The 13283-nt window shown below is 45.1% G+C and carries 10 protein-coding genes; 3 read left to right on the top strand and 7 right to left on the bottom strand.

The genetic code is table 11. From position 1 onward, the window contains the following. Nucleotides 1–206 precede the first annotated feature (206 nt). Entirely contained in the window at nucleotides 207–1304 is a 1098-nt protein-coding gene (dinB, locus tag DYE66_RS03685) for a DNA polymerase IV (protein WP_003000933.1), read from the bottom strand. 237 nt (nucleotides 1305–1541) lie between these two features. Here dinB and pflB point away from each other — a divergent pair, with 237 nt between their 5' ends. Beyond that, nucleotides 1542–3875 (top strand): formate C-acetyltransferase, encoded by a 2334-nt coding sequence (pflB, locus tag DYE66_RS03680; protein WP_115324929.1) that lies wholly within the window; start codon nucleotides 1542–1544, stop codon nucleotides 3873–3875. A 169-nt stretch (nucleotides 3876–4044) separates the two neighbouring features. Here pflB and DYE66_RS03675 read toward each other — a convergent pair whose 3' ends face one another. The 3 genes from DYE66_RS03675 to DYE66_RS03665 are packed head-to-tail and all read right to left on the bottom strand — an operon-like array spanning nucleotide 4045 to nucleotide 6259. Continuing rightward, on the bottom strand, nucleotides 4045–4590 hold the full coding sequence (locus DYE66_RS03675) for a DUF1697 domain-containing protein (RefSeq protein WP_003000786.1): 546 nt from the start codon (nucleotides 4588–4590) through the stop codon (nucleotides 4045–4047). Next, complete coding sequence (locus tag DYE66_RS03670; RefSeq protein WP_003001133.1) at nucleotides 4590–5510, bottom strand: serine hydrolase domain-containing protein; 921 nt, start codon at nucleotides 5508–5510, stop codon at nucleotides 4590–4592. The genes DYE66_RS03675 and DYE66_RS03670 overlap by 1 nt, the downstream gene beginning before the upstream one ends. Next, nucleotides 5507–6259, bottom strand: coding sequence for a CppA N-terminal domain-containing protein (locus DYE66_RS03665; protein WP_003000875.1), 753 nt, complete (start codon nucleotides 6257–6259; stop codon nucleotides 5507–5509). Before DYE66_RS03665 ends, DYE66_RS03670 begins: the two co-directional genes overlap by 4 nt. A gap of 112 nt (nucleotides 6260–6371) precedes the next feature. Between DYE66_RS03665 and DYE66_RS03660 the strand changes: the two genes are divergently transcribed. Next, nucleotides 6372–7259, top strand: a complete 888-nt coding sequence (locus DYE66_RS03660; RefSeq protein WP_115324928.1) for a sulfite exporter TauE/SafE family protein — start codon at nucleotides 6372–6374, stop codon at nucleotides 7257–7259. A gap of 333 nt (nucleotides 7260–7592) precedes the next feature. Here the strand turns inward: DYE66_RS03660 and gla are convergent, their stop codons facing one another. After that, the gene (gene gla / locus DYE66_RS03655) at nucleotides 7593–8387 is read right to left on the bottom strand and encodes an aquaglyceroporin Gla (RefSeq protein WP_420893816.1); all 795 of its coding nucleotides are present in this window, start codon (nucleotides 8385–8387) and stop codon (nucleotides 7593–7595) included. 296 nt (nucleotides 8388–8683) lie between these two features. Here gla and DYE66_RS03650 point away from each other — a divergent pair, with 296 nt between their 5' ends. Next, nucleotides 8684–10960, top strand: a complete 2277-nt coding sequence (locus DYE66_RS03650; RefSeq protein ID WP_003000988.1) for a Xaa-Pro dipeptidyl-peptidase — start codon at nucleotides 8684–8686, stop codon at nucleotides 10958–10960. A 559-nt stretch (nucleotides 10961–11519) separates the two neighbouring features. Here the strand turns inward: DYE66_RS03650 and DYE66_RS03645 are convergent. Both DYE66_RS03645 and nadE read right to left on the bottom strand, forming a co-directional pair. Next, a complete protein-coding gene (locus DYE66_RS03645; protein WP_004219416.1) occupies nucleotides 11520–12212 on the bottom strand; it encodes a LexA family transcriptional regulator in 693 nt (230 codons plus the stop codon). A 221-nt stretch (nucleotides 12213–12433) separates the two neighbouring features. After that, complete coding sequence (nadE, locus tag DYE66_RS03640; RefSeq protein ID WP_003001001.1) at nucleotides 12434–13258, bottom strand: ammonia-dependent NAD(+) synthetase; 825 nt, start codon at nucleotides 13256–13258, stop codon at nucleotides 12434–12436. Between the last annotated feature and the right edge of the window lie 25 nt (nucleotides 13259–13283).

Raw genomic sequence — 13283 nt, 5'->3', positions numbered from 1 at the left:
TTGTCCCAAGCTCGGACTTTTTGAGACCTAGGCTCAAAAAGTAGCAATGAAACTCTGTCAGGAGTTTGCTTGCGTCCGCACTTTATAAGAAAGTATCAAAATTGAAAATTTTGATTTTAAATGGGGGTAAAAAATCCAATCCAACAAAAAAATGGCCACCTCAGATATTGAGATGGTCAGCTTTTTATCTAGGCAGATAAAAGGTACTAAAACAAAGTCACTTCACTAGCTCCGACATCTTCCAAATCGGTTACCGTAACTCCTAGGAGGCGAATCCCTAGAGTGGTCTCTTCTTCAAGCTCTGAAAAAATGGCATAGGCCACCTTTTCAATCTGATCTCGGTCTTGGGTGGCTAGCTCCAGACTGTGACGTTTGGTTAGGGTTGAAAAGTCAGAATAGCGCACCTTGAGCACCACGACCTTACCGCGCTTACCGTAGCGCTCCAGAGTAGCGGCCACCCTGTTTACATTCTTGGAGATTTCTGCCTTGATATCTCCCTCATTCCGCAATAATTTACTATAGGTACGCTCACTACCGATGGACTTGCGCACCCGATTGGGCTTGACAGGACTATTGGAAATCCCCCTGGCCTTGCGGTAGAGGTCATAGCCAAAGCGCCCAAAGTAATCAATCAGAGTCATCTCAGGCAGCTCCAGCAAGTCCTGGCCTTTGTAGACTCCTAGGTCATGCAATCTTTTAACTGATTGTTTACCAACCCCATGAAATTTTTCTATGGGAAGGACCTTCAAAAAATCCTCGGCCTCTTCTGGCAAAATCAGGGTTAGCCCATGGGGCTTATCGTAGTCACTAGCTAATTTGGCAAGAAACTTATTGTAAGAAACTCCAGCCGAACAGGTCAAGTGAATTTCCCGCCAAATATCAACCTGAATCATCTTGGCCAACTTGACCGCCGACTTGATGCCAAGTTTGTTGGTCGTCACGTCAAGATAGGCTTCATCAATAGACATGGGCTCGACCAGGTCCGTGTAGCGCTTAAAAATCTCGCGAATCTGCTGACCAACCTGACGGTACTTTTGATAGTTCCCCGAAATGAACACCGCTTGGGAGCAGAGTTCCAAGGCCTCCTTGGAGTTCATGGCCGAATGAACACCGTATTTTCTGGCCTCATAATTACAGGTGGAAACCACGCCCCGTCCTCCTGTTTTTCTCGGATCAGCCCCGATAATGACAGGCTTGCCAAGCAAATCAGGATTGTCTCGCTCTTCAACCGACGCAAAAAAGGCATCCATGTCAATGTGGATGATTTTTCTGCTGGTATCGTTGAGGAGGGGGAAAATTAGCATAAGATACCTTTCTGTCTGCAACCCTAGTTAGTTTATTATACAACTTTTCTAAAGAAATTGCCAAAGAGAAAGATTTATAATACAGTTTGCGAAAAAATACCAATCTGTATTATAAAAGAATGTCGGTAATATCCAGTTTATCCTTGTGAAAGCGGTTACTCTGTGTTACTATTATACTGTAAACTGTAACAGATGGTAGAGCCATTGTGTTACTAGAATTTAGGAGACATATATCTTATGGCAACTGTTAAAACAAATACCGATGTCTTTGAAAAAGCCTGGGAAGGCTTCAAAGGAACCGACTGGAAAGAAAAAGCAAGTATTGCTCGTTTCGTTCAAGACAACTACACCCCTTACGATGGTGATGAAAGCTTCTTGGCTGGTCCAACCGAACGCAGTCTTCACATCAAAAAGATTGTAGAAAATACAAAAGCTGGCTATGAAGAAGCAGGCCGTTTCCCAATGGATACTCGCCCAACTTCAATCGCTGACCTTGATGCAGGTTACATTGACAAGGACCAAGAACTCATCTATGGTATCCAAAATGATGAACTCTTCAAGTTGAACTTCATGCCAAAAGGTGGTATCCGGATGGCTGAAACAGCTTTGAAGGAACACGGATATGAACCTGACCCAGCTGTTCATGAAATCTTTACCAAACATGTAACAACTGTAAATGACGGTATCTTCCGTGCCTACACTTCTAACATCCGCCGTGCTCGTCACGCCCACACTGTTACTGGTTTGCCAGATGCTTACTCACGTGGTCGTATCATTGGGGTTTATGCTCGTTTGGCTCTTTATGGAGCTGACTATCTCATGCAAGAAAAGGTTAACGACTGGAATGCCTTGACCGAAATTAACGAAGAAACTATTCGTCTGCGTGAAGAAGTTAACTTGCAATATCAAGCACTTCAAGACGTAGTTAAATTGGGTGACCTCTACGGACTTGACGTTCGTCGTCCTGCCATGGATACTAAGGAAGCTATCCAATGGACCAACATCGCCTTCATGGCTGTCTGCCGTGTTATCAATGGTGCTGCTACCTCTCTTGGACGTGTGCCAATCGTTCTTGACATCTATGCTGAACGTGACTTGGCTCGTGGTACTTATACCGAAAGCGAAATCCAAGAATTTGTTGATGACTTCGTTATGAAACTTCGGACCGTGAAATTCGCTCGGACCAAAGCTTACGACGAACTCTATTCAGGTGACCCAACCTTCATTACAACTTCTATGGCAGGTATGGGTGCTGATGGTCGCCACCGTGTTACTAAGATGGACTACCGTTTCCTTAACACCTTGGATAATATCGGTAACGCTCCAGAACCAAACTTGACTGTTCTTTGGACTGACAAATTGCCATATGCCTTCCGTCACTACTGTATGCATATGAGCCACAAGCACTCTTCTATCCAATACGAAGGTGTCACAACCATGGCTAAGGATGGCTACGGTGAAATGTCATGTATCTCATGCTGTGTATCCCCACTTGACCCAGAAAATGAAGATCAACGTCACAACCTCCAATACTTCGGTGCTCGGGTTAACGTTCTGAAAGCTCTCTTGACTGGTCTTAACGGTGGTTACGATGATGTTCATAAGGACTACAAGGTCTTCGACATCGAACCTGTTCGCGATGAAGTCCTTGACTTTGATACCGTTAAAGCTAACTTCGAAAAATCTCTTGACTGGTTGACTGATACTTATGTAGATGCTATGAATATCATTCACTACATGACTGATAAGTACAACTACGAAGCTGTGCAAATGGCCTTCTTACCTACTCGAGTTCGGGCTAACATGGGATTCGGTATCTGTGGTTTCGCAAATACTGTTGATGCCCTGTCTGCTATCAAGTATGCGACTGTTAAACCAATTCGTGATGAAGATGGCTACATCTACGACTACGAAACTACTGGTGAATACCCACGTTGGGGTGAAGATGACCCTCGTTCTAACGAATTGGCAGAATGGTTGATTGAAGCTTATACAACTCGTCTTCGTAACCACAAGCTCTACAAGAACGCAGAAGCGACTGTATCACTCTTGACCATTACTTCTAACGTTGCCTACTCTAAACAAACTGGTAACTCGCCAGTCCACAAGGGTGTTTACCTCAATGAAGATGGTAGCGTGAACCTGTCTAAATTGGAATTCTTCTCACCAGGTGCTAACCCATCTAACAAGGCTAAAGGTGGTTGGTTGCAAAACCTTAACTCCCTAGCAAGTCTTGACTTCGCTTATGCTGCTGATGGTATTTCCTTGACAACTCAAGTTTCTCCACGTGCTCTTGGTAAGACTCGTGACGAACAAGTTGACAACTTGGTAACAATCCTCGATGGTTACTTTGAAAATGGTGGTCAACACGTCAACCTTAACGTTATGGACCTCAAGGATGTCTATGACAAGATTATGAATGGTGAAGATGTTATCGTTCGTATCTCTGGTTACTGTGTCAACACCAAGTACCTCACACCAGAACAAAAGACTGAATTGACACAACGGGTCTTCCACGAAGTGCTTTCAATGGATGACGTTGCTGAAGCTATTTCAGGACAAAAAGCCTAACTGAATTTAGGTGCATAAATAAAAGGGCAATCCTCCAAGGGTTGTCCTTTTTTCTGCTCAAAAAAATTTTTAACTAATGTACCTTGTGAGATTGCCAGCTCATACTCAATAAAAATCAAGAGGCCCCAAAAATTTTTGACTAATGGAGCCACCCCATCTGTCAGAAAGGCTAGTCTTGGTCGGGCAAATCTAGAAAGTCAGCTAGCTTGGCATAGGTTTTATGGTTACGGATGGTGATTGCCTTGTAAAAAGGTTGTTTGAGTAAGGCCTTGTGATAAGCCGTCTTGAGAAAGGTCTTCTCCTCGTACTTGCCCCAATAGATGCCTAGGCTACCAAAATGAATAATCTCATCGATCAATTCCAAGCTTTCAATAGCCTTTCTAACCAGCTCCTTATCCAAGTCCACGGTATAAAAGAGGACGTCCTTCCTAGCTAAATCTTCTGTCCACCAATCCGGTAGATTTTCACTGGCAAAGTCCTTGGCTGAGAAGATGGAGAAGGTGACCACAAAGGGATAATTTTTGGCAAAGAAGGCCTTGAAATCAGCTATAATCTCATCTTCTGGTCGGTCACTGGTGAAAAAGAGGTTGCCTGAATTGATGTAGGTTTCAACCTGAGTGTAAGCCAGTTCTTCAACCTGCCGAACCAGTTCAGCCATGACAATCTTATTCTTGCCACCGACATTAATCCCTCTTAAGAGTAAGGCATAACGCATTAAAGGTCCTCCTTGATAATTTCAATCAGCTGATCTCGATCGAGAATCCATTGGGCCCGCTGGTCCTTTTCATAGGTCCGATTAGAGAGAAAAATGGCTGCCTTTTGCTTCTGACGATTATAGAGGACAAAGGTTCCTGTATAACCCGTATGGAGGAGCCAGTCACCCTGCTTGTCCCAAGCTAGACTACGCTCTTTTTTCCCAGAGGGGGCGAAATTGTGGTTCAGATAAGAGGCAAAGTCTCTTTGCAAGTAGGCATTGAGAAACTTTTCCAAATCCTTGAGAGTCGAAAAGAGACCTGCCGAGCCAGTATGATTACCTAGGACTTTGGCCTTAGGGTCATGCACTACTCCTGCTACCACTCCCTTGAGCGTTGGAACGGCCTCTGGAACTGGGCCAAAACCAGTCTCCCTCATAGCAAAAGGCTTATAGACCCAGTCTTCAAATAGGTCTGGCAGGGTCTTCTTGGTCAGCCCTTCCAACATCAGACCTAAAAGGATAAAGTTAATATCAGTGTACTTAAACTCCTTCTGGTCCGTTACCCTAATCTGATTGATGGCCTCAATAAGCCCCTTTGCATCAAGCTGATCTCGATTGGGGATATAGGGGTCAATCCCCGAGGTATGGGTCAGGAGTTGACGAATAGTCACACCTGGGTCGGCGAAGGCTGGGTAATAGGCCTGCAGGGGCAGGTCCAACTTGACACGGCCTTCCTTGACCATCTGAATCAGAACCGTCCCAACACCAACCACCTTAGAGACACTAGCCAGGTCATAGGTCAGATTTGGCCGGACAGGTTGCTCCCCATCTAGGGCTCCTAAATAAAATTCCTGCCAATCCCCACTATAAAGGGCAAGGCTGGCACCATGATAGATGTCAGCCCCAATTTGTTGCTCAATTTTTTCTAGTATTCTTTTCATTTGCTAAACCAGATTTCAATCAGACTAGGGTCAGAAACCACCAAGACCCTTTGTCCCTTGTCAAGATAAACCGAAAGGCCCTCAGCTTCAAAATAGGCCTTGAGCATAAGAAAATCATAGTTGTCAGGAACACGGTACTCAATAAATTCAAGGTCCCAGGTCGTATTTTCAGCCGCCCTTAAATCAGGCCCTTGGGCCTCTTGCAGATCGGGAAGGAAATCTAGACCTGCCAATTTATGATAGAAGGTTTGTGCTTCTTTCAAATCTGGCACATTCAAGACCAAATTTGAAATTTGGAAATCTGATAGGCCTTGAAAATCAGGCAGAGAAGCAAAGGTCAGATCGGCTCCTGAAATTTCTTGCAAGCGCTCGGTGTCGTCCTCGGCATGGAGAAGGATACGGTCATTTTCTGGAGAAATGACCTCATAGGCATAGCCACGCTCGCCTTTGAAGAGGCGTGAGAACTGAACACCAGAAGCTAGTAAAGCCTCAATTTCTTGGGGATTGGACGTCTTGATTAAAAGCTCTTGCATTTTTTTAGGGCCTTCGACAGCCCTAACCCGCATAGAAGGGGATTCTTCAAAGGAAAATCTGACAACCTTTTCCTGGTGGCCACCCAAAAAGACCTGGGAATTTTCTTCCTTTAAAACTTTAAAGCCAAGATTTTTTCGATAAAATTCTATATTGTGCTCACGATTATTGACACGAAGAACTGGCGATACTAGGGTGATTCCTGAAAATAATGTCATAGCTTTCTCCTAACTTCTTCCATTTTAGTCAAATTCTTTTCATTTGACAAATAATTGTATGCTTTAAGCAAAAACTATTTACTATTAGGGACATTTTCTGTAAACTAGGTACATGAATGAAAATCTGATTTTACGCCTAATTCAGGCAATTCTCGTGCTGGCTATTTTAATTATTATCATTGTGTTAGCCCTCCATATTCGCCATAAAAAGATTAATATTTTTAAACGGTTTTTTACGGGTTTCTGGATTGGTCTGGTCACCGATATGCTGGATACCCTTGGAATTGGTTCCTTCGCCACCACTACCACCCTTTTTAAAATTACCAAATTAAATAATGATGATAGCCTCTTGCCGGGTACCATGAATACGGCCCATGTCATCCCCGTTATGGTAGAAGCCCTCTGTTTTATTTCGGCTGTCAAGGTTGAGCCCCTGACCCTAATCCTCATGGCCTCGGCCTCTTTCTTCGGGGCCCTCTTTGGAACCAGAATCACGAAAAACTGGAACGAGAGACTGGTCCAGCTCATCTTGGGGAGCCTGCTCATTCTAGCAGCCCTCATCATGGCCTACCGTATGCTCACCAATCCAGGTGGCAATCTGTCCACAGCTGTCCATGGTCTTCATGGAATCTGGCTAATCGTTGGTGTTGTCTTCAATTTTGTCATTGGAGTTTTGATGACCATGGGGCTGGGCAACTATGCTCCTGAATTAATTTTCTTTTCCCTGATGGGACTGAGTCCAACCATTGCCATGCCAGTCATGATGCTAGATGCCGCCATGATTATGACCGCTTCTAGCACCCAGTTCATTAAGGCTGACAGGGTCAACTGGACAGGCTTTGCCGGCCTCGTTTTAGGGGGAATTATCGGGGTTCTGCTTGCCTTTATATTCCTAACCAGCATCAATATTGATACCCTAAAAACCTTGGTCATCGCCATCGTTATCTTCACAGGAGGCATGCTGATTCGCTCCTCCTTGACCAAAAAAATTACGGGCTGATTTAGCATAAAACTTTAAGAAGGCTCCCCCATTTTTGTGGGTGGAGCCTTTTTATAATCGTCAAAATGGGCTAATACACAAGAGAGAGCAAAATACGAGATTTTTTCTTGGGTAGCAAATTTATCCGTCAGTTTTAATGACTGATAACTGCAGGCAACCAGCTTATCTGCTGTGCTAGGCCTGGCGCAAAGATAGCAGACATCTACTGCGACAGCAGTAACTTTAGTGCCTTGAGATCATTGTCCCTTATCTCGTCTAGATCAATTTTTATTGGGAACCAGAATCATAAAGAAAAGGCTGGCCTTAAAGACCTGCCTTTACGTTTTTTATTGCTTATAGACTATAGAGGGCCTTGAAGGCTGCTACCGCAACGATACCTGCTAGGATAGGTGCGACAACTGGAACCCAGGCGTACCACCATTTAGAGTCGCCCTTGTGTTCTCCCAGAACAGTTTCAGGCAAGAAATGGTGCAAAAGTCGAGGACTCAAGTCCCGAGCTGGATTGAGTGCTGGACCTGTTGGACCACCCAATGAAATAACCAGAACCAGAACCAAGAAGCCAAGTCCCATGTTAGCAACAGAAAGTGCCCCATTAAATTGAGCGTGTACCATTTGCTCTACCTGTTCACCACCACCATATTGTTGGGTCAGGGTTGAAGCAACCGAGTGGCCAATATAGTTATGGGTCAAAGCAAGGGCACCGAAGACCAAAACAAAGCTTCCAATAAACTCATTGATGAAACCGTTGATGGTAGCTGGACGGCGACTTTCTTCCGTTCCATCATCAAGGGCATCAATGGTTGAAAAGCTACCAAGAATAGCATTTGGATCTTCTGTCTTTTGATAAAAGGCAGCGTGTCCAAGAACAATCAAGGCTTGACCAAACATAGCTCCCAAGAATTGGGCAATCAAGTAACCAGGAACATAGGTCCATTTGAAAGCTCCAGAGACTGCCAATCCAAGTGTAAAGGCAGGGTTGATATGGTTCCCAGAAACATCACCAAACATCAGAGCTGGTAACATAACGGCAACACCGTAACCAAAGCCAATGACCAACCAACCTGACTTGTTGCCCTTAGTTCCTTTAAGTTCAACATTGGCCACAGAACCGTTCCCAATCAGAACCATCAGGGCTGTTGCGACAAATTCAGTCGCATACTTAAGTAGCCAGTCATGTGTCAAGGCTTCTTTAAAAAATTCATTCATTCGTCTAGTCTTCCTTTCTCCTAACAAGTATTTAGACAGCTACCATTTTATCAAGTATAATAGATAAAGTAAAGTCATTATCAGAAATAAAACGCTTATACTCTTCGAAAATCAAAACTATCCGTCGTTAACTCACTTTGCCGTACTTCAGTACTGCCTGCAGTTCGTTGCCTTGGCCAATTTTGATTTTCATTGAGTATTACTAGTGAGGTGAGAGCATGCGTTTCAATCAATTTAGTTATATTCCCCTTTCAATCCAAGAAGCTGAGAAAGAATTAAGGGAGCTGGGGTTTTCGGTCTCCTTAGAAAAGTCTGCCAAAGCTAACCTGGAGGATTTCCTTCGTAAGTGTTTCTTCCAATATGAAGATAGAGACATCCCTCTAGCCAATTGGCTTGCCGACTTCGATACTGATTTACTTACCTTTTTCCAATCCGATAAAGCCTTGACGTTAGAGGTCTTCTACATGGTCGCTCTCCAACTTTTGGACTTCATTCCCCATGTCGATTTTGAGGAGGTCAATACTTTTATAGAAAAGACCGCTTTTCCGATTGCCTTTCAGGAGGAAGAATTCCTTCTCAATCTCCACCAATTACTAGCGACCAGGCAAAAAACTGGTATGACTCTGATTGATAAGCTCCTTAGTCTGGGGCTTCTTCCTGCCGATAACCACTATCACTACTTCAACGGAAAAAGTCTGGCATCCTTTGATACCAGCCAAATCATCCGTGAAGTGGTCTACGTTGAAACCGGTCTTGATAGTGACCAGGATGGAAAAAAAGACCTGATTCGAGTCCATATTCTACGTCCACAAACTGACCAAGCTCTACCAACGACTCTGACAGCCAGCCCCTATCACCAAGGGACCAATCCTGTGGCCAATGATAAAAAGATGCACAAGATGGAAGGACTATTAAGTTCCAAACCTGCCCACAAGATTGAGGTGGAGGTGAAGCCCATCCCACAAGTTGCCTATAGCCATTCTCAGGCTCCGCAAGGCCCTGCCAGCGAGACCTTTACCCATATTGCCAACTACAGTCTCAACGACTACTTATTGGCTCGAGGTTTCGCCAATATCTATGTTTCAGGCTTGGGGACGCTGGCTTCTGAAGGCTTTATGACCAGTGGGGACTACCAGCAGGTCAATGCCTTTCGGGCAGTTATTGACTGGCTCAATGGCCGAGCTGTCGCCTACACCAGCCCCAAGCGCTCCACCCAGGTCCTAGCTGACTGGACTTCTGGTAAGGTGGTCACGACAGGGATTTCTTATCTGGGCACCATGTCCAATGCCCTAGCCACTACCGCCGTAGATGGCCTAGAAGTCATCATTGCCGAGGCGGGGATTTCATCTTGGTATGACTATTATCGGGAAAACGGCCTAGTCTCTAGTCCTGGGGGCTATCCTGGTGAAGACCTAGATGTCTTGACCGAATATACTTATTCCAGAAACCTTCTAGGAGGGGAATACCTCCGCAGCAACCAGACCTACCAGGCCTTCCTCAGGCAAATGAGCCAGGACCTAGACAGAGACAAGGGTGACTATAGCCAGTTTTGGCAGGACCGCAACTATGTCAGCCACGCCAAGGAGGTCAAGGCCCAAGTCATCCTGACCCACGGTAGTCAGGATTGGAATGTCAAGCCCCTCCATGCCTACCAATTTTTCAAGGCCCTGCCGAGCAACATTGACAAACACCTCTTTTTCCACAATGGCATGCATGTCTACATGAATAACTGGCAATCCATTGATTTCCGTGAAAGTATGAATGCCCTCCTGACGCAAAAGCTCCTGGGTCAGGCCAATGGCTTTCAATTGCCTAGGGTCATCTGGCAGGATAACAGCCAAGAGCAGGTTTGGCAAAGGCTAGAGGACTTTGGTGGAAGCCATTATCGTACCTTGGATTTGGGCCATGGCCAGGCGATTATTGAAAATCACTACCAAGAAGAGGACTTTGAGCGCTACGCCAAGGATTTCAACATTTTTAAGGCTCAACTCTTTAAAGGTAAGGCTAACCAGATTACCATTGATTTGACTCTTGAGGAGGACCTGCTAGTCAATGGTCGCCCCCGTCTCAAGCTCAGACTTAAATCCTCAAGGGCTAAAGGCCTTCTCTCTGCCCAAGTCCTGGACTTTGGCCTTAAAAAGCGCTACAAGGATGTCCCAAGTACTAAAGAAGCCCGTGGCATTGATAATGGTCGCAATTATGTCCGCGAAAATTGCCTAGAGCTACCCTTCGTTGAGACACCCTATCGGGTCATCAGCAAGGCGGTTCTCAACCTGCAAAATCGTCAGGGCCTCCTATCCATTGATGATGTTCAGGCCGACCAATGGATGACAATCCAGCTAGATCTACAACCAAGCATCTACCGCCTAAATAAAGGTAACCAGCTCCGCCTAGTCCTCTATACCACAGACTTCGAACACACTATCCGAGACAATAGTGATTACCAGCTGACCCTTGACTTGAGACAGTCTCAGCTCCTCCTACCCTACGATTAATACTCAATGAAAATCGAAATTAGCCGAGACAACGAACCGAAGACAGTACTGGAGTACGGCAAGGTGAGTTAACGACGGTAAATTTTGATTTTCGAAGAGTATAAGACCCTACGTGGTTAGAACAATCGCTATTACTAGACTAGCTGAATGAGGCAGGGAGCTAGGCAATCGCTATGGAGATTGCCGTTTGGGAGTAAGACAGAAGGGCTTTGACAGATGTCAAAACCTTCGTCGTCTTACCCCAGCAAGGATGACTAGTTGTCTGCTGTGCCACAAAGTGGTGCAAAGACAGCAGGTCAGCTCCTGCGGCACCAGTCACTAAAGTGGACCGGCGTCTTTACCCCTTGCCTAGAGCAGATGCTTTTTCATGAAGTAGAAAATGAAATTAGTAATACTCAATAAAAATCAAAAGTAGCCAAGGCAACGAACTGCAGGCAGTACTTGGGTACGGCAAAGTGAGTTAACGATGGGTAGTTTTGATCTTTGAAGAGTATAAAAGACTCCTAAGAACCGTTCCGCCCAACCTGAAGAACTGCTCTTAGGAGTCTTATCTTTATTTCTAGGCACTAGCATCAACAGGCATAAAGTTGCCGACAATCTTGCCAACAATCCTTGGATTTTCATCGTAGGGCGCAAATTTATCCGCATATTGTTGGTTGATGGAAACCAGGCGCAGGCCTTCGGGTTCGCGATAAACTCGCTTGATATAGGTCTGACCATCCCAATCAACCGCATAGACCGCACCATCATAGTCAAAACCGGTCTGCTTAATCAGGACCACCTCACCATTGAGATAGGTTGGTTCCATTGAATCTCCGAAAACCCAAGAAGCAAAGTCATGATCAATCTTTTCATCGTAAAAGACCTCATCATAGTTGCCATCATTAAAGTAAGTATAACCCGTACCAGCAGACAAGCGTTCATAGACCTTGTAGGCATAAAGCTTGCGACCGGCTTCTGAACGCATCTTGCCCTGCTCAGCCAAAAGACGGTTGGCAAAATCCACGGTCTTCTTTTTATTGCTCTTATTGAGTTGGACATAGGTCTCAACAATCTCATACTCGGACAGGAAGTAGGAAGGGTTCACCTGCAGAATCTTACTGAGCTTGGTCCAATTCTTCTGATTGGGCTTGGTTTTCCCATTTTCCCAATTAAAATAAGAGGGGCGAGAAATTCCCAGCTGCCTAGCAACATCAGCCTGGGACAGCCCCAATTCCTTCCGACGATTTTTTAATTTCTCAACTGAAAACATAGCACTAAGCCTCCATTAGTCTTATAACTTACAATTAGTATAACACAGAAAAAAACGCCAAGCAAGAAAATACTTTTAAAAGCGATAGAAAAAGTAGTCGCTGGGGACTACTCAAATTTATACTCAATGAAAATCGGAATTAGCCGAGGCGACGAACTGAAGACAGTACTGGAGTACGGCAAGGTGAGTTAACGATGGGAAATTTTGATTTTTGAAGAGTATTAATCTTTCCAAAAATCATCAAAGACCGTAATCGGTAGGTGGCGCTTATGCTCACCCTTGGCCCACCATTTTTCAATGGTCTCTTGGGCCTCAGGGCTGACAGCCTTACCTTCGAGATAATCATCAATATCTTGATAGGTCACGCCTAGAGCCACCTCATCGGCGATACCTGGTTTGTTTTCCTCCAGGTCTGCCGTAGGAATTTTTTCGTAGAGGGCCTTGTCAGCGCCTAATTCTGCTAGAAGCTGCTTGCCTTGGCGCTTATTGAGGCGGAAAAGCGGAAGAATATCAGCACCCCCATCACCAAACTTGGTGAAGAAACCTGTCAGATTTTCGGCTGCATGGTCGGTTCCGATGACCGCTCCACTATTTTCGCCCGCGACCGCATACTGGGTAATCATCCGTTGACGCGCCTTGATATTCCCCTTATTGAAATCAGAAACCACAATGCCTGCCTTGGCCAATTCAGCCACCTGACCATCAACTGCTTCCTTGATATTGATGGACAGGGAGACATCTGGTTGAATGAAAGCCAGAGCCTTTTGGGCGTCATCTTCATCCGCTTGAACTCCGTAAGGAAGGCGGATGGCGATAAATTGATAGTCCTGACCCGTTTCGGCCCGCAACTCCTCAACAGCTATCTGGGCCAGACGACCAGCCAAACTAGAGTCCTGGCCACCAGAAATCCCTAACACATAGCTTTTTAAAAAGCTATGCTTCTTTAGATAGGCCTTCAGGAAATCAACTGAGCGTCTGATTTCCTGCTTGGGGTCAATCTGGGGTTGAACCCCTAATTTTTCAATAATTTCTGTTTGTAAGCTCATTTCTATCTCCTTTTCTTCTGCTTAA

Origin of the sequence: Streptococcus downei MFe28, assembly GCF_900459175.1 — a bacterium.
Lineage (GTDB): Bacteria > Bacillota > Bacilli > Lactobacillales > Streptococcaceae > Streptococcus > Streptococcus downei.
Note: the sequence above shows the minus strand (reverse complement) of the source record. Positions and strands in the feature narration are given on the sequence as shown.